Here is a 19,135-nt window from a genome sequence, read left to right as displayed (position 1 = left end):
GCTGGCCTTTACTCCATCTTATCTTCCGGACGCCATCCCTGCTGCAGCTCACGAATTGACAATCCAAAAGTCATTTCCAAATGAGGGTAATCCTTAAAGCGCTGCCAGTCGCCACCCCAGTCAAAGCCCAGGTTTTTGGCGATGGCTGCAACTTCGAACCAATCACTTTCCCCGTTTCCATTGCCATCCCGCGCAATGTCCCAGACCACCGAACCGTCATCAAGGCGCAGTGCATAATCGATGGCCAACCCATAATTATGGTAGGATTCGCCGCCTTCTGCATAGGTGACGATAGATCCTGACGCGCTGCGGCCCTGGCTGTGAAGGCCGTCCTGTTCTTCCGGGGACCGGTAACCGTCTGTAATCAGAATATCAATGCCAATTTCAGCAGCACGAGAAACCAATAAGTCGCGTTTTTCTTCTACGATGGGATGCAGTCCAGAAGGCAAAGGACGCTGTTCCAGTTCTTCGCGAAACGCCAACTCTTTTTCCAGCCATATGAATAAAAAACCGCCGAGAACCAATAGGAAAAGGATAGAAAAAGCGGTCTTCGTATTTTTCAAATCGATTCACCTCTGTAGCTTCTATTGTAGCAAAAATCATTAAAAGAGTATCGCAGCAGAGAATTTGGTACGATAGATGAAATGAACAGAGAGGGGATACAATCAATGGTTATCGAATTAATGAAAGCACATGCTTCTGTCCGGGATTATAAAGAAAAGCAATTGTCACGGGGGGAAGTCAGTGAACTGATCGAAGCAGCACAGCATGCGGCCACTTCCCATTTTGTCCAGGCTTATTCAATCGTTTGGGTAACAGATCTTGAAAAACGCCGGAAATTAGGCGAGCTGTCCAAGAACGCCAAGCAAATGGAAGGTGCGGGTGCGGTCCTCCTGATGTGCGCCGATTTTAATCGCTTAAAGCATGCAGGAAAACTGCAGGGGCGGGAAATTGTCTTTGACCGTGCGGAAAATTTGATTGTTGCGGTAACCGATGTAGGCTTGCTGGCGCAGAACCTTGTACTTGCTGCTGAGTCGAAAGGCTATGGCATCTGCTATATCGGCGGTGTCCGAAACAATATGGAAGCCATCAGTGAACTGGTCGGTTTGCCGGACGGCGTTTTCCCGGTTTACGGCTTGACGATTGGGGTTCCAAACGAAGCAAATGGCGTCAAACCGCGTTTGCCGGTTGAAGCGATCCTGCATGAAAATGAATACGATGAAGCTAAATACGAAACCTTGTTGCCGGAATACGACAGCACGATCCAAGCCTATTACGCCAGCCGAGGTTCCAATCAGAAAACAGCGACTTGGACACAGCAGATGGCAGATTTCCTTGGCAAGCCGCGTCGTGAAGACCTAAAAGAAGTATTAGCTAAAAAGGGCTATCACTTCAAGTAACGGGTCAATAAGTTCATTTCTATAGATGGAGCAAAAGGGGGAAAAGAAATGAAATTGGCGATATTCGGAGCGACTGGCCGTGTGGGGGGAGAAATTCTTAAGCGGGCATTGGCAGAAGGCCATCAAGTAAAAGCTTTGGTCCGTTCAGAAAAACTGGAAGCACATCCGAACCTGGAGATTATTGTGGGAGATGTGCGGAACGCAGAAGATATTGATAAGACAATTGCAGGGACCACAGCGGTTTTCAGTGCGATTGGCACAGACCGGACGACGACTTTGTCCGAGGCTGCACCTTTGATCGTCAAAGCGATGACAAGCCACAACATCAAAAGAATAATCACAATCGGAACAGCAGGAATTTTAGATAGCCGGCTGAGCCCAGGCTTGCTTCGTTATGAAGGCGGGGATTCAAAACGCAAGGCGACTTTTGCCGCAGAAGAGCATGAAGCAGTGTATCGTTTGTTTGAAAAAACGGATCTTCATTGGACAATTGTTTGCCCTACATATTTGCCGGACGGTGAATCACGCGGCAATTACCGTACAGAAAAAGACCTGCTGCCTTTAGAGGGCAAAGAAATAACAGTCGGCGATACGGCGGATTTTGCCTATCTTCAACTGGAATCACAGGAATTTATCCAGAGCCGTGTAGGCCTGGCTTACTAATAGGCTCAGATAGAAGGTAAACTTATGAAGAAATGGCTGTTCCGTATTTTAATGACTATTTTTGCGTTAGTGGTAATCGCGATTGCCGGTTTTGTTGTTTACGCCCAATTCGATTATGGCCCGAGTTCTGTATTGGCCGATCATGTAGATTTACCTGCGATTGAAAGCGATGGAGAAGGGCTGATCTTCCAGCCGGAATCACCGAATGGCCAAGGGGTAATCCTGTATCAGGGAGCCAAAGTTGAAAAAGAAGCCTACGCTTATCTCGGCCAATCCCTGAGTGAGCAAGGGTTTGTGGTATCGATTCCCCAATTGCCGCTGAACTTTGGGATTCTTGGTTCTAAAACTGCGGAGGCCGTGATGGAAGAGCATGCTGATGTAGAGGAGTGGTTTCTTGGCGGCCATTCTCTGGGCGGGGTAGCCGCTTCTTTCTATGCAGAAGACGCTTCATCAAAGCTTGCGGGACTTTATTTTCTTGGGGCTTATCCAGCGAATGATTTTTCGGACAGCGAGTTGCCGATGCTGTCGATATATGGAGAATTGGACGGTTTGTCTACAATCGAAGATATAGAAGAAAGCCGTGGATTATTCCCGGAGGATAGTATTTTCGTGGAAATCAAAGGTGGCAATCATGCACAGTTCGGTTTATATGGAAACCAAAAAGGCGATAATGCTGCTGAAATAACCCCGATTGAGCAACAGGATCAGGTAGTGAAGGCGTTAACGGAATGGATAAACGAAAACTGACCCGGAAATCCCGGGCCAGTTTTCGTTTTTTTTTATGGAATTGGAAAGTAAGTGTTCAACTTGTAACGTCTCTTTTTCCGAATGTCCAATAGCTGATGGCCATGAATAAGAGGAAGTAAACAATCAGGACTACGATGGACATTGACATGGTGATGCCTGGCACCAGGATATTTCCAGTGTAGAATTGCGTCAAATCCGTATGGGTGAATAGATAGTATTTGATGATTTCGTAGTTTTGCAACAAGAACACAGCTTGAATGCCTGTGAACATCAGGAAAATCGATAAGCCGATAGCCAAAGAACTAGAGCGGAATACGGTGCCCAGCATGAATGCGAACGTACTGATCATCCAGACACTTGAGAATTTAAGTGCTGCCAGCTTAAGGGCTTCCAGCCAAAATGCAGCTTCCACTACTTCAGTTCCATTCCACACAAGCGGTGTTCCTTCGCCGATACCAAAAAAGAGCAGTCCGGCAAGTGCTGTTGAAGCCAATAGAGTTAAAGTCAATAAGACAGCGAACAGCAGGACCGTGATGTATTTGGAAGTGAGGATTTTCCAGCGCTTCACGGGACGCGTCAGCAGCATTTTGATGGTGCCTTGGGAAAACTCGGAAGCCACAATGCCCGCTGCTGCAATAACTGCGAGCAGAGTAACAATCGACATCATCATATGGGTGTCTATCACCTGCTGCTGCATGCTGGCATATTCCAGTGAAGGAATGTCATTTTCCAAGCGATGTTCAGCGATGGCAATCTGTCCTTCATAGTAGTCGATTTGCGTTTCGCTGAGGTCAGGTTCTGCAAGCATAATTGTACTGTTGGCGATTTCTGCCTGGGCAATATCCTGCCAGTTCTCATCAACGTTTTCATTAGCTATGGAATTCATCCACTTGGTGATGCCGATGCCAGAAAATACGACAAGCACCAGCAAAATGACCATAATCCAGGTTATTTTTCGACTCCATAATTTCATCCATTCATTCTGTATGAGCTTGAGCAATTTCGCCGCCTCCTGTCATTTCAAGGAATTGGGATTCCAAGGTTTCGCGGTAAGGCTGAACCGTGAAAATTCGCGCGCCGGCTCCAACCAATAGGTTGATGGCTCCCGGAATATGTTCAGCTCCAGAATCGATCAAATAACCCTGGTCGTGCAATACGGCATGGAATCCAGCGCCAATCAGCATTTCCCCGACAAGGTCCAATGGTTCTGCTTGAATGTAGAAGCGGGACTTTTGAAGTTCATTGACATTTTTGATGTCGATCAATTCACCATTTTGGATAATGGCAATCCGGTCGCATAATAATTCAATTTCAGACAATAAATGGCTTGAGACAAAAATCGCCACGCCATTTTCCCGCGCGATTTTCTGCAGATAAATCCGGAACTCCCGGATACCGGCAGGGTCAAGGCCATTGGTGGGTTCATCAAGAATGAGGAATTTCGGATCATGCAAAAGTGCCTGGGCGAGCCCGAGACGCTGACGCATGCCGAGTGAATAAGAGCTGACTTTTTCGTTGATGCGATTTTGCATACCGACTTGTTTGACGACTTCATCAATTCGTTCTTTTGAAACGCCCCTATGCATTCGGGAAAAATGAAGCAGATTCTTGTACCCGGACATGTATTTATACATTTCCGGATTTTCCACAATCACCCCGACTTTTTGGATGCTGCCTTCAAAATCCGCCTGAACCGATTGGCCATCAATCCAAACCTCTCCTTCGGTTGGGCGCATCAAGCCGACCATCATCCGGATGGTCGTAGTTTTTCCGGCTCCATTGGGACCGAGAAATCCTGTGATTTCACCTTTGTGCAGCTCAAGGCTCAGGTTTTTGATGATTTTTTTATTGCCGATTGTTTTCGACAGATTTTTAATTTGGACGAGCGCCTGTTCAGCCATATGATGCCACCTGCTTTCTCTTGTTGTGTCATTAGTAATAACGAACCACAGAGCCTAAAGTTTCGCTTTTTTACAGTGATCTTCGTTTACAATGCATACTGCCTTGAGGAAAAGGGAATAACACAACTAACAGCAAAGTGATGGAGGGGTTGGCGATGAAAGAGATGGAAGACAAAGAGCAGATTCTGATAGCATACTATGCACAATACTACAAAGGTGCAGAGTTTGATGACATCAAACAATTGGACCGGCACTTGTCGAAAGAAATCGGAGACGAGCAGTATGCCGAAGCGATGAGGAAACTGGAAGATGAAGGACTGATTTTCGGTATGGAGCAGGTGGAAGCCCGCGAAAAAGCAGGAGAAGACAGTCCAATGGCAACCAATGAAGGAATGCTGTATGTCAACGATGTCCTGAACCTGCCATCGGAGAATGTGGAGGACCATCAACTGGATTATCTGGAAAACCACCTGAAGACCAGTAACCTGAAATTCACTCTGGAGCCGGTGGAAACCTATGTATACAAAACAATCGAAGAACAGGCACAGAAAAAGCCAAATAGAAATTCTCCTTAAGTGGACAAAAAGAAGCGACGGCCAGAATTCGGGCCGCCGCTTCTTTTAAGTTTATTAAAGCTTAAAAATAAAGAACGCCAGAAAAATGGCGATGATGACAAGTGTGTTGACCGTAAACGAAGTCCGTTTGCTGACAGGCTGATCGAGAGATGGAAAACGTTCGACAATCCGCATCGCTCCATAAATAAGGGCAACCAGAATCAGCAGGGTCACAATCAGGTTCATATCATAAATCCGGACATCAATAAAGCGGATCAGAACGACAGAAAATGCCAAGATCATGCCGTTCACCAAGTTTTTGCGTTTCATAGGTACTCCTTTAATTCATTCTCCAAAAATGGGTTAGCTGACAGCAAAGCAGTGAACTGCTTGTAGCGCTTAAATTGTCCGGCGGCCGGTTTTCGTCCCGTTTTATAAGCGCGGATCAAAATGTTTTTAGGGGTATGCTCCATATCGATGAATTCCATCAATTGCGTTTCGTAGCCGACCAGTGACAGCAGTTCAGCTCGAATGGAATCGGTGGCCAAAGCACTGAAGCGCTCTTTGATCAAGCCATGCTGCAGCATAATGCCGAGTTCCGGGGCGTCTATCTGGCTGTTCAGCTCATGCTGGCAGCAGGGCACGCTCAAAATCACTTTGGCATCCCATTTGACGGCGCGCGCTAAGGCCATATCAGTCGCCACATCGCAGGCATGCAAGGTGACGACCATGTCGACGGCTGATTCTTCATTGTAATCATTGATGTCGCCCACCAAGAATTCAAGCTGCTCGTAGCGGAGATCTTCTGCAATCTGCTGGCATTCCTCAATTACCTCTTTTTTTAGGTCGAGGCCGGTAACGCGGATATCCAAGCCTTTTTCGATGCGCAAGTAATGGTACAGCGCAAAGGTCAAATACGATTTTCCAGAGCCGAAATCGAGGATGCGGACAGTCCGGTCCTGCGGCAAATAGGCAAGCGCATCATCAATAAACTCGATAAAGCGATTGATCTGGCGGAATTTATCGTATTTCTGCTTTTTGACTTTTCCGTCCGGGCTCTGCACGCCGAGGCGAACGAGGAACGGATAGGGAATGCCGTCTTCCAGCAAATACTGTTTTTTACGATTATGCGACAGCTCGGCTTTTTTCTCGCCGGTGGGCTCTGCTTTCCAGCTGACTTTGAATTTTTTAGAAAGCTGGATTTGCACCTTCTCGTCTGTAAATTGGAACATGGCCTGACGAAAATCATCGAAAAGAAGAGCCAATTTGCTGGCTGCTTCATCGATCGGCAGATTTTCATGTTTCAGGACATGCTCATGCTGATATTCAAATTGAATCAAGTATTCATTTTTTATTTCAACCGGCTTTAGCTTGATCCGTTTGATATCACTGGATTTTAGCCGCGGCTGGCTGATGGTTGCTGACACCAGCTGCTGCTGCAAAAGGCGTTCTGTTAGGTGGTCCTGCATTGTTTGTAAGTCCATGGTCGGTCCCTTCCGTTGCGTGTAATAGCTTTAGTTTATCATGCGGTGCATAAAAAGGGCGAGCTGTCCGTTTGTTCCAGGACAATAGCGGGTTCCATTAATTTGGAATTTTGTGATAACATATAGAGGGTGAAAACGTTTTCAATTAGGGGGATGGAAAATGGTGATTTTGCAGAAGACAGTTGGCCAAGTGGTGAGAGAACAGGCCGCGCGCAATCCAGAGACCGAGGCTTATGTCTATCCGGAACATGGAATCCGAAAAACCTATAAAGAATTTGATGAAGAAACAGATCGCCTGGCAAAGGCGTTTATCGGCATCGGCATAGAAAAAGGGGAGCATGTGGCCATCTGGTCGGACAATAAGCGGGAATGGCTGTTGAGCCAATTCGCCACCGGCAAAATGGGCGGTGTGCTGGTGACGGTCAACACCAGCTACCAGTCGAGCGAACTGGAGTATTTATTGGAGCAGTCGGACGCGACGACTTTGATATTGGGGGAAGAATTTAAAGGAACCAGCTATATCGAAATTGTGAATACGGTATGTCCAGAGTTGGCAACAGCGGATAAAGGGGACATTGTCAGCAAAAAACTGCCTTATTTCAAACGGGTGATTGTTATGGGCAACAACAGTTATCCGGGAATCTACACTTGGAATGAATTCGAGGCTTTTGCCGAGGAGGCCACCGACTCCCAGTTGGAGGAACGCTTCCAATCGATGGATCCCGACGATGTCATCAATATCCAGTACACGTCCGGCACTACTGGATTTCCGAAAGGGGTCATGCTGACGCATCTAAATGTCGTCAATAACGGCAAACTGATCGGCGATACGATGAACCTGACGGAAAGGGACCGTTTATGCATTCCGGTACCGTTCTTCCATTGCTTTGGCTGCGTACTCGGAACGATGGCAGCAGTGACGCATTCCACGACCATGGTCATTGCGGAACAGTTCGAACCGAAACGGGTGCTGCAGATGGTGCAGGATGAGAAATGTACCGGACTTCATGGAGTGCCGACCATGTTCATTGCGGAATTGAACCACCCGGATTTCGCTCTTTTCGATACTTCTACGCTTCGGACAGGCATTATGGCAGGATCGCCTTGTCCGATTGAAGTGATGAAGAAAGTCATCAACGAGATGGGTGCTTCGGAAATCACCATTGCATATGGACAAACAGAATCGTCACCGGTCATCACGCAGACACGGGCAGATGATGAGATTGAAAAACGGGTGTCGACAGTCGGCAAGCCGCATACCGGCGTGGAAGTGAAGATCATCGATCCGGCGACAGGCGAAAGGGTCGACACAGGCGTTCCCGGAGAGCTTTGCACAAGAGGGTATCATGTCATGAAAGGCTATTATAAAAATGAGGAAGCAACAAAAAATGCCATTGATCCGGAAGGCTGGCTCCATACGGGTGATATTGCGGTGGAAGATGAAGATGGCTATATTGCCATCACCGGGCGCATCAAGGATATGGTGATCCGTGGAGGCGAGAACATCTATCCGCGTGAAATCGAGGAATTTCTCTATCAGCATCCTTCCGTCCAGGATGTCCAAGTGGTTGGTGTGCCTGATCCGAAATATGGAGAAGAGCTGATGGCCTGGGTGATCCTAAAAGAAGGTGAGCAGCTTGACGCTGAGGAATTGAGGGCTTATTGTACAGGGAAAATTTCCCGCCATAAAATTCCGCGCTATATCGAGTTCACCAAGGAATACCCGATGACAGCTTCAGGGAAAATACAGAAATTCAAGCTGCGGGAGTTATCTGTCGAGCACAGCCGGAAAACAGGAGTTTAAAGAGCTGAAATAGGATAAGAGGAAAGCGTCTTCCGGACGCTTTTTTCTATATTTATAGAAGAAACTCAATTCGGTCAAATGGTTAGTTTAGAGTTCTTCAACTAAGGGGAGACAAATAACAAGAGGATTATCTCGAATGAAAGGTATCCGAATCTTCCTGTTCTGCAGTATCCATATACAAAGGAGGGAGAAGGCGGATGCTTGGTTTAAGCTTTGTTTTTGCCATCGGATTTGTAATCATCCATCTTTTTTCAAAACGTTTAAAGCTGCTGAAAGTTTTGCCGCGCAGCCGATTTCTCTCCATTGCCGGGGGAATATCGGTCGCTTATGTATTTTTGCATTTATTGCCGGAATTGGGTGTGTTTCAGGATGAATTGCAGGGAGAACTTGAAAGGAGCAGCCTGCAGTTTTTGGAAAATCACATTTACCTGGTAGCCATGCTGGGTCTGGCCATCTTTTATGCTTTAGAACATTCGGTTAAGACTTCGAAAAGGAAAAACAAGCAGGCAGAACAATCCAAATCTGCATCTGGGGTTTTCTGGGTCCATATGATTTCCTTCGCTCTGTACAATGGTGTCATCAGTTATTTGCTGGTCAGGGAAGAGTACGAAGATGCTTGGGGCATGGCTTTGTTTTTTGTCGCCATGGGTGTCCACTTTATAACCAATGACAAAGCCTTGCGTGCCACTCATGCGGAAGATTATGATCGATATGGCAGGTGGCTGTTGGCTGCTGCCATCCTGATCGGGTGGGGAATCGGAGCTTTTGGTGAAGTCCACGAATGGATCATTTCGGTGCTGACTGCTTTCTTGGCTGGAGGTGTCATTTTAAACGTCTTAAAAGAAGAACTGCCTGAAGAAAGAGAAAGCAGTTTATTGGCCTTTTGTACTGGATTGACTTCTTATTCCATCTTATTACTACTTTTGTAAAGCGAAAAGTTATTTTAATGGCAATAAAATAAGTAATTTGGTATAATAGAATTATAAAAATAGGTAATAAAGCATGGTGCATACAACGGCTTACCTAAGAGGGTGTTTGCAGTGATCACAGAAGAAGAGTTGGCCATTTTCGAATGCGAACTGATGAAGTTAATGGAAGAGTACCGAAAATGTGTTGACCAATCCTTGAAACTGAAAATACAAGAAGATATGGCTTGCTTAAAAACAGCCATTTCTTCAACGGGTGCTTACGAAGAAAAACTTGAAAGTTAACGATTACAAACCTGCAGGCGACAAGTCTGCAGGTTTTTTAATGCGTGCAGAAAATGCAGAGGTTTGTGAACGTGATTGTAACAAAGCTTTGGATAATTGCACATGATACGGACACCTTGACGGGGGTTTCAGTATCCTATGCTTTATAATGGAAAGAGGTAAAGCGAAGGAGAGAATGGCATGAATGATTTAAAACAGCTGGCATTTCAACGGAAAAATAGCATGGCTTTTCTGGCAGTCGCGTCGCTTTTAAAAGGGATGGCCACAATCGGGCAAGCCTTATTTTTTGTTTTTATTGCGGACCGTGTTTTTCTTCAGGATGCTGCATTTGACAGTTTACTGCCATTATTTGGCGGTTTGCTCGCGGCGATTTTGTTGCGCGCAGTGGCTGGTTATGCAATTGGGCGGGCGGGTGTCAATCTGGCTGCTGACGTTAAGAGTGAGTTTCGAAATACTTTAATAAAGTCATATGCTGAAAATCCGCTGTTATCTGCGGCTCAAGGCCAATCCGGCCAAAAGGTCAGCTTGCTGATGGATGCAGTCGATGAAGTAGATGGTTTTTTCAGTAAATATATTCCCCAAATGATTCAAACCTATATCCTTCCAGTGTTGCTGTTGGGCGTGATTTTCAGCCAAAACTGGACATCGGGTGTCATCATTTTGATTACGGCACCGTTTATTCCGCTTTTCATGGCATTGGTCGGAAAAGGGACAAAGAAAAAAGCAGACGAAAAAATGGAGCAGCTCAATCAGTTTTCTGGGACGTTCCTGGATATTTTACAGGGGCTTTCGACGCTTAAATTATTCGGACAGGCTGAAAAACAACAAAAGGCCATCCGCAAAAGCAGTCTAAGCTTCCGTGATTCGACGATGGAAGTATTGAAATCAGCGTTTCTCTCTTCTTTGATGCTGGAATACATTTCTATGCTGAGTATTGGAATTGTCGCCTTGGAAATCGGGCTGCGTCTGGTTGTATTTGACAGCATCAGTTTTTTTACCGCGTTTTTCATTTTGATTTTAGTGCCGGATTTCTTTAATTTGCTGAAGGATTTTGGAAGTGCTTTCCATACGGCACGCGGCAGCGTATCTGCAGCCAATCAGTTAACTGCGGAACTTGAGAAAAGCCATTCGCCCTTAACATGGGGCAATGAGGCCATTGCACCTGAGCCGCCTCATCTTTCATTGGAAGGTTTGTCATTTCAATATGGAGAGGGCTTTGCGCTGTCTCCATTCAATGGAGAAATTCCGCCTTACAGCCAAGTGGCGATTGTTGGCAAAAGCGGTTCTGGTAAAACGACGTTTATGCATCTGCTGGCCGGGCTGCTGCCCCAAACAGCTGGCCGCTTGGTAATCAACGGAGTGCCGCGGGAGAACATCAGCGAAAAATCCTGGTTTGACCAATTGAGCTATATATCGCAAAGCCCTTACCTTTTTGCGGGCACAATCCGTGAGAATATGGAGATGGGGGCCAATCGGCAAGTCAGCGATGAAGAAGTGCTGGCGGCAGCCGAAAAGGCAGGAATAGCGGAAATGGTCTTAACGCTTGAACAGGGTTTTGAAACACCAATCGGTGAAGCTGGCCGTGGATTATCGGGTGGAGAAAAGCAGCGGATTGCGCTTGCCCGTGCCTTCCTGAAGAGGCCGTCACTCATTTTATTCGATGAGCCGACGACTGGCTTGGATCTGCGGACTGAACAAATCCTGCAGGACTCGCTCCGCGAACTGCAAAAAACATCGACCGTCATCACAGTGGCTCATCGCCTGCATACTATTAAGCGGGCGGATCAGATTTTCTTCTTGGAAGACGGCAAGCTTGAAGCTGCCGGAAGCCATGATGAATTGCTGCAGAGTTATGGCCCTTATGAAGAAATGCTTTCTGCACAGCAAGGAGGTGGCGTGAGATGAATGAATTAAAACATATTTTAAAACTAACGCTTATGGAGAAGAAGGATGTTTCTATTGCCATCTTCTTTGGATTTTTAGCTGGAATCGCCAGTGTGGCATTGATGGGTTCGAGTGGTTATTTAATCTCCAAGGCCGCGCTGACCTCTCACATGACGACACTTGTGGTTATGGCAGCTTGTCTGAAACTATTCGGCTTTGCTTCGGCGTTAAGCCGGTACGGAGAGCGTTTGTATTCCCACCGGGCAACGTTCACCATGCTGAGCCATTTAAGAGTGTCATTTTTTGAACGCCTTGCGCCACTGGCACCTGGAATATTCAGCAAGTACCGGAGTGGAGACTTGCTGTCACGAATTGTCGGTGACGTCGAAAGCCTCCAGAACTTTCTGTTGCGCGTTTTTTATCCGCCGGTGGTTTTGAGCATTGTCTTTTTAAGCACCATCTTCTTCAGCTCATTTTTCTCAATGGGAATCGCTGTTGTTATGCTGATAGGAATGTTGTTGACGGTTGTAGTAGTTCCTGCGCTTTTTTCTGTCAGAAAACGGCGTACAGACCGGCAAGTCAGAGTCCAACGGGGGAATTTGGCTGTGGAAGCCACTGAATTTCTCTATGGTTTTCGGGATCTGAAAATTCACCAGCAGCTGGAGGCAAAAGAGCAGCAACTGAAAAACGATGCTGGCCATTACAATGAAGGTCAGCGGAAAGAGGGGCTGGAGGAAAATCTTGCCCAGTCCATCAACTCATTTGTAGCCTTGCTGGTTTCATTTTTTGTATTAGGTGTTGGAGCGTACTTTGTTGCGGCAGGCGAACTTAACGGGCTGTATTTGGCTATGCTTGTCATGATTTCCATTGCGGCTTTTGAAAATGTAGCGCCAATGGCCGCATTTCCCGCCTATTTTGAAGAAAGCCGGAAAGCCGCGGTGCGGTTAGAAGAAATCGTCGCAGAGCCGGCACCACCACGGGAAATGGATAAGCTGCCGATTGGGCCGCTTGATATCAAGCTCACCGGAGCATCTTTCAGCTATCCGGGAGAAAAGAGTTCGGCAGTTGATGATGTTTCCATTCATTTAAAACCAGGTACAAAGACAGCGATTGTCGGGCCGAGCGGTTCTGGCAAGTCGACCCTTATGCAATTGCTGCTGAATGTCTTCCCGCTTGACCGGGGACAATTGTCGATCGGTGGAAAGCCTGCCGAAACGTTTGCACAAGAAACCATTTGGCAGGAAATGAATGTAGTGCTGCAGGAGAATCACTTTTTTTATGGGACGATCCGCAGCAATCTATTAATCGCTGACCCTTCAGCAAGCGATGAGCAAATGGAGCAGGCGTTGGCCAAAGTTCAGCTGGAGCTGTTTCCGCTGGAGATGAACGTGGAGGAAAAAGGACAGAATTTGTCCGGAGGCCAAAAGCAGCGGCTGGCAATCGCACGGGCTCTCTTAAAAGGCAAATCGCTATGGCTTCTAGACGAACCGGTCTCTTCAGTCGATAGCCTGACCGGCCATGCCATTTACCAGGAATTATTCCGCCAAGGTAAAGAAAATCTGTTCGTCATCATCAGCCATGACTTAGCGGGACTAGAAAAAATGGATCAAATCATCGTGATGGAAAACGGCCGCATCGTGGAAACCGGATCCTACGAAGAACTGATGAAGAAAAAATCATATTTCCACCAACTAAAGCAAATAGAAAATAGTGTATTTGCCTAGAAAAGCGGAAGCAGCCGTTTAGCCGCGACAAGCGCTGGAGACCTTTCCGGTAATGGCGTTCTTCAGCCATTGCTGGCAAGGTTGAAGCGACTCGAGCAGCTGGCTGCTGGAGTCTGGACAAAGAAAAGCGGAAGCGCCCGTGTAGCTCTGACGGGCATAAGACAGACCAGCGAAGTGGCGCTCTTTGCCACGGCGCTGGGTTGGCTTATGACCCAAAGAGCTGGGAGCTGGACAATAAAGAAAAGCGGAAGCGCCCGAAAAAAACGCAAGCACCCCAAAAAACACAGGAAGACCCGCCACACGACTTTGTGGCGGGTCTTTCTGTGCCTGCGGCATCCTCCATCGCCTTACTTCAGCAGCAGATGTTCATCTTTTTTTGCATCCTCCAATTTCATCTGTTCCAGTTCCAAACGCATTTTCTGTGTCTCGATGACAAAATTCTCGTGCTTTAGCTTTTCGAGCTCTAACTCCGTGCTTATCATCTTATGTTTAAGCTTGGTCTGGGTTTGGAGATGCGAAGTGATGATGCCTGCAAGTGGAATTGAAAAGATCATAATGACGGCGACAAGACCGGTCATACGCCTCACTCCGTTCTGATTTTTCTGATTAATTCCAGTATACACATATCGCTTGTAATTTTAAAGAAGTGGATTTTTTGAAATACATGACAAGTGTCATATAGAAAGATAGACGTTTATGTCTTAAAGCTTCGCAGTTTTCCCTTTATGATTAGGTTAATAAGTTACCCGGACTAAAAAAGTTCGCACAAGGAGGAAGACAAAAGCATGAGCAAAGAAAAAACAGCGCAGTTACGTAAATTTATCGCTCCTTTTGAAAAAGCCGATGTTAAATCAAGTGTAAGACAATTAGTGAATACAATTCCACCTTTTATTTTGGCATGGTTCCTGGCATACCAGGCACTTGATGTCTCGATCTGGTTAACCATCGCATTATCAGTCGTAGCGGCTGCATTCGTGATCCGCACATTCATTATCTTCCATGACTGTACGCACGGTTCATTTTTCAAAAACAAGAAAGCAAATGCAATTGTCGGTACGATTACAGGCATCATGACTCTTTTCGCTTTTGAGAAGTGGAAACGCGAGCACTCGATCCACCATGCTTCAAGTGGTAATCTTGATAAGCGCGGAGTTGGCGATATCTGGGTCATGACGATTGATGAATACGTAGAAGCATCGAAATGGGAACGTTTCAAATACCGCATGTACCGCAATCCATTGGTGATGTTCGGATTTGGCCCATTATTCCTGGTCTTGATTTCAAGCCGTTTCAACCGTAAAGATGCACGTAAAAAAGAGCGTAACAATACGTATTTAATCAATATTTCCCTTGTTGTCATCTACTCACTCCTAATCTGGGCAATCGGCTGGCAGGCATTCCTGATCGTTCAGGGAACTACCATGTTTGTAGCTGGAGCACTCGGCATCTGGTTATTCTATGTCCAACACACATTTGAAGATTCGTATTTCGAAGACGAAAATGAATGGGATTATGTAAAAGCAGCTGTCGAAGGAAGTTCGTATTACCAACTTCCAAAAGTATTGCAATGGGTAACCGGCAACATCGGTTTCCACCATGTGCATCACTTGAGCCCGCGTGTTCCAAACTACAATTTGGAAAAAGCGCATGTGTCTACGCCGCCGCTTCAACAGGCAACAACGATCAATATTAAATCGAGCCTTAAATCATTGAGCTACAAATTGTATGATGCACCGAATAAAACATTCGTTACATTTGGTGATATCAAACACTTGCTTGTCAATTCGAAGACGGCTGAACAATAAAGAGAAACTTCAATCAGTGGGGTTTTTCATCCCACTGTCCGTTAAAGCGGGATAATACACAAACGGAAAAGCCATTCTTAGCGGAATGGTTTTTTCTTTTGCTTATTTTTTGCTATGATTAGACCACATAGTAATAAAGAGGAGGCCCTTATGCAAAGCTGGTATCAAATATTTCCTAAAAACCCCTGGTTAAGTCTCTATGCCTGGGTTATCTTTTGTATTTTGCCGTTCTTCTTCATCTTTCGCTCTTCCTTGCTGCCTGAAATCTTTTTCGGCATTCTGATGCTATTGCTTTTCTTTATTGCTTATAGGCTTTCATTCAACTCAAAAACAGGCTTTGTCTATGTTTGGGTGAGTTTTGAAATGGCCATCAATATCGGGATGATTTTCCTGTTCGGCTATGTCTATCTCTCGATTTTCGTCGCTTTTTTCATTGGCAATCTACGCAATAAAGTCGGCTTCTTCATTATCTACGGCCTTCATATCGGAACTACGATCGCTGCAGTCGTCTTCGGCTTTTTTGAACACAGTGAGTTGTACATCTCTCAATTGCCGTTTATTGTGCTCAGTATACTAGGCGTCATCCTACTGCCTTTCAATACATACAACCGCAACAAGCGGGAAAAATTGGAAGGGCAGCTCCAAGATGCCAATAAACGGATTTCGCAATTGGTGGTCATTGAAGAACGCGAGCGGATTGCCCGTGATCTCCATGATACCTTGGGCCAAAAGCTCTCTTTGATCGGTTTGAAAAGTGATTTGGCCGGAAAGTTGATTTACCGGAATCCAGAATCCGCTTTAAATGAAATAAATGATGTCCGGCAGACAGCCCGTACCGCTTTAAAGGAAGTGCGGGAGCTGGTATCCAATATGCGCCGCACCAAGCTGGATGAGGAACTCCTGAGAATCCAGCAGATTTTGAATGCTGCAGAAATCGATTTTGTGTTCTATGGTTCACCGCAGCTGACCAACACCCCCCTATTGGTGGAGAATGTGTTGAGCATGTGCCTGAAAGAGGCCGTGACGAACGTTGTCAAACACAGCGGCGCTTCACGCTGCAGCGTCTTGATCAAACAAAATCCGGAAGAGATTCTTGTGCAGGTCCAGGATGATGGCAAGGGATTCCCGGAAGGAAATACATCTTTGCAGGGAAACGGGCTGGCAGGAATGCGGGAACGGCTCGAATTTGTAAATGGTTCAGTGGATATTAAGGAAATGGAAGGCACCACCTTGAATATCCGGGTGCCGAATGTGATTCTCTATAGTTCAAAGGAGGCAGTCGAATGATACGGATCGTATTAGCGGAAGACCAGCGGATGATGCTTGGAGCTTTGGGGTCGTTACTGGACTTGGAAGAGGACATGGAAGTGGTCGGAAAGGCAGCCAACGGGGAAGAAGCAATTGAGCTTGTTGAAAAACTGCAGCCTGATATTTGCATCATGGATATTGAGATGCCGTTGAAGAGTGGATTGGATGCAGCGGAAATCCTTAAGGATCAGCCGTGCAAGGTGATAATCCTGACAACTTTTGCCCGTTCAGGCTATTTTGAGCGTGCCAGAAAAGCGGGGGTCAGCGGCTATTTGCTGAAGGACAGCCCGAGTGAAGACCTGGCTACTTCCATTCGGACAATCAAGGATGGGCGCCGAATCTATGCGCCGGAACTAGTGGATTTAGCTTATGCTGATGAAAATCCTTTGACCGAACGGGAGAGCCAAGTGATGGAATTGATTGCTCAAGGACGAAGCACAAAGGAAATTGCCAAGGAATTGTTCATCACAACTGGCACAGTGCGGAATTACATTTCGACGATTCTGGATAAACTGGAAGTCGGGAACCGTATCGAAGCCATTTCTCGTTTCAAGGAAAAAGGCTGGTTCAAATAAAATGCCGCTGTCGGCTGACAGCGGTATTTTACTGTGCCCAAATCATTCGTAAAGCGTATCCGACAGGAATCCGTCTTCAGTGTAAATATGGAGTTCTCCGTGATTCTTGTTGACATAACGCTTGGCTTCTCCCATCAGGCTGTCTTTGGTATCTTCGATCAGGATCGCTCTTTTGCTGTCTTTTTTCTTTAATTGCCAGCCTTCGTCATGTTTTCTGATTTCATAGATTGGGCGTTCTTCACCACCTTCCACATTTTGTTTTGCCTGTTCTAAAGCGATCGGAATTGCTCGGCCTTCTTCATAGCCATCACGAAGCAGCGCGTTGGCAATTTCAATGGCTTTGTTGCGCACAGCACTGTCTAAATTTTTGAATGAATCCGGGTAATCATCTTTGCTCCATGGCATCATCATCGCCTCCTTGCCATTCTTTTCCCCGGTTCTATCGGCTGTAAAACCGAAAATGGGACTTTTAATATGTGTCAAGAATGTTACACTGTTAAACAAGGAGGGGATAAAATGACAGATACAACCTATCAAATCATCGCTTTAGCAATTTATCTTGCGGCCATGCTGTTCATTGGCTGGTATGCTTATCGGAAAACAGCAAACTTATCCGACTACATGCTTGGTGGAAGGGGGCTTGGACCAGCAGTCGCAGCACTCAGTGCCGGTGCATCGGATATGTCCGGATGGCTATTGCTCGGCTTGCCGGGGGCAATTTACCTTGGCGGATTAGTTGAAGTATGGATCGCAATCGGATTAACAATCGGTGCCTTTTTAAATTGGTTCTTTGTTGCACCCAGGTTGCGGATTTACTCATTTGTTACCAGTGACTCTATCACGATTCCGAGTTTCCTTGAAAATCGGTTGAAAGACAAATCACGGTTATTGAGAATTGTTGCCGGTATTATCATTTTGATCTTTTTCACATTCTATGTATCATCCGGTATGGTCGCTTCTGGTTTGTTCTTCCAGAGCTCATTCGGAATGGACTATCATCTAGGGCTTGTCTTGGGCTCGATAGTTGTCGTAGCCTATACCTTGTTCGGTGGATTCCTCGCCGTCAGCTATACGGACTTTGTCCAGGGCATCATGATGGTAGTGGCGTTGATCGCGGTTCCGGCAGTAGGGATTTTTGCTACAGGCGGATTTGGCGAAACAGCTGCCAGCATCCGTGAAGTCGACCCGAATATGTTGAGCCTGGTTTCTGGAGCATCGACAATCGGCGTCATTTCGGCGGTAGCTTGGGGCCTTGGTTACTTTGGCCAGCCGCACATCATCGTCCGTTTTATGGCAATCAAAACCTTAAAAGAAGTTCGTGTAGCCCGCCGCATCGGCATGGGCTGGATGATTTTCAGCCTTCTTGGTGCAACTGCGACAGCGCTTATCGGGATTGCTTACTTCCAGCAAAACCCTTCAGCAACGTTAGTGGATCCGGAATCGGTCTTTCTTGATTTGAGCCAGATCCTGTTCCATCCATTTATTGCTGGATTTGTATTGGCAGCTGTTTTAGCAGCTGTTATGAGTACGATTTCTTCTCAGCTTTTGGTGAGTTCATCTGCGTTGATTGAAGATCTATACAAAATCGCTTTCAAAAAAGAAGCATCGGCAAAAGGCTATGTAAACTTGGGCCGGATAGCTGTAGCATTGATTGCGGTTATTGCCGCTTACCTGGCATGGGAGCAGAACAACACCATTCTCGGTTTGGTCGCTTATGCATGGGCTGGATTTGGTGCCGCTTTTGGACCAATCATCCTGTTATCGTTATTCTGGCGCAAACTGACTTCAAAAGGTGCTTTAGCCGGAATGATCGTCGGTGCTGTGACAGTCATCGTATGGGATCTGATCGGTACTGCTGCAGACGAGCCTGGCGCTACTGAAACAACGAATTTCATCGGCAGTGTCTATGAAATCATTCCAGGATTCTTCCTGTGTCTGTTGGTTACTTGGCTTGTCAGCCTTGTTACATACAAACCAGATGCACAGATTGATAAAGAATTCGACGAAACAGTTCGCTTGATCAACGAAGATAAATAATTCTCCGAACAAAAAGGCGTACAGCCCTTTCCAAATGG

Annotated in this window: 20 protein-coding genes; 13 read left to right on the top strand and 7 right to left on the bottom strand. The window is 46.3% G+C overall.

Going from position 1 to position 19,135, the window contains the following annotated elements; all coding sequences use genetic code 11:
- Window positions 1-8 precede the first annotated feature (8 nt).
- On the bottom strand, window positions 9-563 hold the full coding sequence (locus AC1MEO_RS11100) for a M15 family metallopeptidase (RefSeq protein WP_480330375.1): 555 nt from the start codon (window positions 561-563) through the stop codon (window positions 9-11).
- Between the two features lie 105 nt (window positions 564-668).
- Here AC1MEO_RS11100 and AC1MEO_RS11095 point away from each other — a divergent pair, with 105 nt between their 5' ends.
- Genes AC1MEO_RS11095 through AC1MEO_RS11085 form a run of 3 tightly spaced genes read left to right on the top strand, consistent with a single transcriptional unit; the run spans window position 669 to window position 2,810 of the window.
- Window positions 669-1,400, top strand: a complete 732-nt coding sequence (locus AC1MEO_RS11095; RefSeq protein WP_480330373.1) for an NADPH-dependent oxidoreductase — start codon at window positions 669-671, stop codon at window positions 1,398-1,400.
- Window positions 1,401-1,448: 48 nt separating this feature from the next.
- Window positions 1,449-2,063: an NAD(P)-dependent oxidoreductase gene (locus tag AC1MEO_RS11090; protein WP_480330371.1), complete on the top strand. Its 615-nt coding sequence runs from the start codon at window positions 1,449-1,451 to the stop codon at window positions 2,061-2,063.
- Between the two features lie 24 nt (window positions 2,064-2,087).
- Entirely contained in the window at window positions 2,088-2,810 is a 723-nt protein-coding gene (locus AC1MEO_RS11085) for an alpha/beta hydrolase (protein WP_480330369.1), read from the top strand.
- 55 nt (window positions 2,811-2,865) lie between these two features.
- Here the strand turns inward: AC1MEO_RS11085 and AC1MEO_RS11080 are convergent, their stop codons facing one another.
- Both AC1MEO_RS11080 and AC1MEO_RS11075 read right to left on the bottom strand, forming a co-directional pair.
- Complete coding sequence (locus tag AC1MEO_RS11080) at window positions 2,866-3,810, bottom strand: ABC transporter permease subunit (RefSeq protein WP_480330367.1); 945 nt, start codon at window positions 3,808-3,810, stop codon at window positions 2,866-2,868.
- Window positions 3,788-4,711, bottom strand: coding sequence for an ABC transporter ATP-binding protein (locus tag AC1MEO_RS11075; protein ID WP_480330365.1), 924 nt, complete (start codon window positions 4,709-4,711; stop codon window positions 3,788-3,790). Before AC1MEO_RS11075 ends, AC1MEO_RS11080 begins: the two co-directional genes overlap by 23 nt.
- A 155-nt stretch (window positions 4,712-4,866) precedes the next feature.
- Between AC1MEO_RS11075 and AC1MEO_RS11070 the strand changes: the two genes are divergently transcribed.
- Window positions 4,867-5,286 (top strand): hypothetical protein, encoded by a 420-nt coding sequence (locus AC1MEO_RS11070; RefSeq protein WP_480330363.1) that lies wholly within the window; start codon window positions 4,867-4,869, stop codon window positions 5,284-5,286.
- Window positions 5,287-5,340: 54 nt separating this feature from the next.
- On the opposite strand, the gene AC1MEO_RS11065 is transcribed toward AC1MEO_RS11070, so the two are convergent.
- Window positions 5,341-5,595 (bottom strand): hypothetical protein, encoded by a 255-nt coding sequence (locus tag AC1MEO_RS11065; protein ID WP_480330361.1) that lies wholly within the window; start codon window positions 5,593-5,595, stop codon window positions 5,341-5,343.
- Entirely contained in the window at window positions 5,592-6,749 is a 1,158-nt protein-coding gene (locus AC1MEO_RS11060; protein ID WP_480330359.1) for a class I SAM-dependent methyltransferase, read from the bottom strand. Before AC1MEO_RS11060 ends, AC1MEO_RS11065 begins: the two co-directional genes overlap by 4 nt.
- Before the next feature lie 160 nt (window positions 6,750-6,909).
- Here AC1MEO_RS11060 and AC1MEO_RS11055 point away from each other — a divergent pair, with 160 nt between their 5' ends.
- From AC1MEO_RS11055 to cydC, 5 genes are all read left to right on the top strand, one after another.
- Window positions 6,910-8,553: an AMP-binding protein gene (locus tag AC1MEO_RS11055; RefSeq protein ID WP_480330357.1), complete on the top strand. Its 1,644-nt coding sequence runs from the start codon at window positions 6,910-6,912 to the stop codon at window positions 8,551-8,553.
- A 197-nt stretch (window positions 8,554-8,750) separates the two neighbouring features.
- Window positions 8,751-9,482: a hypothetical protein gene (locus AC1MEO_RS11050; RefSeq protein ID WP_480330355.1), complete on the top strand. Its 732-nt coding sequence runs from the start codon at window positions 8,751-8,753 to the stop codon at window positions 9,480-9,482.
- 111 nt (window positions 9,483-9,593) lie between these two features.
- Complete coding sequence (locus tag AC1MEO_RS11045; protein ID WP_480330353.1) at window positions 9,594-9,764, top strand: hypothetical protein; 171 nt, start codon at window positions 9,594-9,596, stop codon at window positions 9,762-9,764.
- Window positions 9,765-9,944: 180 nt separating this feature from the next.
- Window positions 9,945-11,669: a thiol reductant ABC exporter subunit CydD gene (gene cydD, locus AC1MEO_RS11040; protein ID WP_480330350.1), complete on the top strand. Its 1,725-nt coding sequence runs from the start codon at window positions 9,945-9,947 to the stop codon at window positions 11,667-11,669.
- Entirely contained in the window at window positions 11,666-13,372 is a 1,707-nt protein-coding gene (gene cydC, locus AC1MEO_RS11035) for a thiol reductant ABC exporter subunit CydC (protein ID WP_480330348.1), read from the top strand. Before cydD ends, cydC begins: the two co-directional genes overlap by 4 nt.
- A gap of 347 nt (window positions 13,373-13,719) precedes the next feature.
- On the opposite strand, the gene AC1MEO_RS11030 is transcribed toward cydC, so the two are convergent.
- The gene (locus AC1MEO_RS11030; protein ID WP_480330346.1) at window positions 13,720-13,950 is read right to left on the bottom strand and encodes a hypothetical protein; all 231 of its coding nucleotides are present in this window, start codon (window positions 13,948-13,950) and stop codon (window positions 13,720-13,722) included.
- A gap of 207 nt (window positions 13,951-14,157) precedes the next feature.
- Here AC1MEO_RS11030 and desA point away from each other — a divergent pair, with 207 nt between their 5' ends.
- The 3 genes from desA (at window position 14,158) to AC1MEO_RS11015 (ending at window position 17,060) form a co-directional block, all read left to right on the top strand.
- Window positions 14,158-15,177, top strand: coding sequence for a Delta(5) desaturase DesA (gene desA, locus AC1MEO_RS11025; protein WP_480330344.1), 1,020 nt, complete (start codon window positions 14,158-14,160; stop codon window positions 15,175-15,177).
- A 150-nt stretch (window positions 15,178-15,327) separates the two neighbouring features.
- On the top strand, window positions 15,328-16,464 hold the full coding sequence (locus AC1MEO_RS11020) for a sensor histidine kinase (RefSeq protein WP_480330342.1): 1,137 nt from the start codon (window positions 15,328-15,330) through the stop codon (window positions 16,462-16,464).
- Window positions 16,461-17,060, top strand: coding sequence for a response regulator (locus AC1MEO_RS11015; protein WP_480330340.1), 600 nt, complete (start codon window positions 16,461-16,463; stop codon window positions 17,058-17,060). The genes AC1MEO_RS11020 and AC1MEO_RS11015 overlap by 4 nt, the downstream gene beginning before the upstream one ends.
- Window positions 17,061-17,102: 42 nt before the next feature.
- On the opposite strand, the gene AC1MEO_RS11010 is transcribed toward AC1MEO_RS11015, so the two are convergent.
- Window positions 17,103-17,465 (bottom strand): DUF2188 domain-containing protein, encoded by a 363-nt coding sequence (locus AC1MEO_RS11010; RefSeq protein ID WP_480330338.1) that lies wholly within the window; start codon window positions 17,463-17,465, stop codon window positions 17,103-17,105.
- A gap of 111 nt (window positions 17,466-17,576) precedes the next feature.
- Between AC1MEO_RS11010 and putP the strand changes: the two genes are divergently transcribed.
- Window positions 17,577-19,097, top strand: a complete 1,521-nt coding sequence (putP, locus tag AC1MEO_RS11005; RefSeq protein WP_480330336.1) for a sodium/proline symporter PutP — start codon at window positions 17,577-17,579, stop codon at window positions 19,095-19,097.
- Window positions 19,098-19,135 lie beyond the last annotated feature (38 nt).

It is taken from the genome of Planococcus sp. BI3 (genome assembly GCF_056680115.1).
The sequence above is the reverse complement of the archived record's forward strand: the minus strand, read 5'-3'. Positions and strand labels throughout refer to the sequence as shown.

Coding starts and splice junctions, on each gene's coding strand:
- AC1MEO_RS11055 (WP_480330357.1), top strand. CDS start 6,910: ATGGTGATTTTGCAGAAGACAGTTGGCCAAGTGGTGAGAGAACAGGCC.
- AC1MEO_RS11030 (WP_480330346.1), bottom strand. CDS start 13,950: ATGACCGGTCTTGTCGCCGTCATTATGATCTTTTCAATTCCACTTGCA.
- cydC (WP_480330348.1), top strand. CDS start 11,666: ATGAATGAATTAAAACATATTTTAAAACTAACGCTTATGGAGAAGAAG.
- AC1MEO_RS11015 (WP_480330340.1), top strand. CDS start 16,461: ATGATACGGATCGTATTAGCGGAAGACCAGCGGATGATGCTTGGAGCT.
- desA (WP_480330344.1), top strand. CDS start 14,158: ATGAGCAAAGAAAAAACAGCGCAGTTACGTAAATTTATCGCTCCTTTT.
- cydD (WP_480330350.1), top strand. CDS start 9,945: ATGAATGATTTAAAACAGCTGGCATTTCAACGGAAAAATAGCATGGCT.
- AC1MEO_RS11060 (WP_480330359.1), bottom strand. CDS start 6,749: ATGGACTTACAAACAATGCAGGACCACCTAACAGAACGCCTTTTGCAG.
- AC1MEO_RS11090 (WP_480330371.1), top strand. CDS start 1,449: ATGAAATTGGCGATATTCGGAGCGACTGGCCGTGTGGGGGGAGAAATT.
- AC1MEO_RS11085 (WP_480330369.1), top strand. CDS start 2,088: ATGAAGAAATGGCTGTTCCGTATTTTAATGACTATTTTTGCGTTAGTG.
- putP (WP_480330336.1), top strand. CDS start 17,577: ATGACAGATACAACCTATCAAATCATCGCTTTAGCAATTTATCTTGCG.
- AC1MEO_RS11095 (WP_480330373.1), top strand. CDS start 669: ATGGTTATCGAATTAATGAAAGCACATGCTTCTGTCCGGGATTATAAA.
- AC1MEO_RS11010 (WP_480330338.1), bottom strand. CDS start 17,465: ATGCCATGGAGCAAAGATGATTACCCGGATTCATTCAAAAATTTAGAC.
- AC1MEO_RS11070 (WP_480330363.1), top strand. CDS start 4,867: ATGAAAGAGATGGAAGACAAAGAGCAGATTCTGATAGCATACTATGCA.
- AC1MEO_RS11065 (WP_480330361.1), bottom strand. CDS start 5,595: ATGAAACGCAAAAACTTGGTGAACGGCATGATCTTGGCATTTTCTGTC.
- AC1MEO_RS11020 (WP_480330342.1), top strand. CDS start 15,328: ATGCAAAGCTGGTATCAAATATTTCCTAAAAACCCCTGGTTAAGTCTC.
- AC1MEO_RS11050 (WP_480330355.1), top strand. CDS start 8,751: ATGCTTGGTTTAAGCTTTGTTTTTGCCATCGGATTTGTAATCATCCAT.
- AC1MEO_RS11075 (WP_480330365.1), bottom strand. CDS start 4,711: ATGGCTGAACAGGCGCTCGTCCAAATTAAAAATCTGTCGAAAACAATC.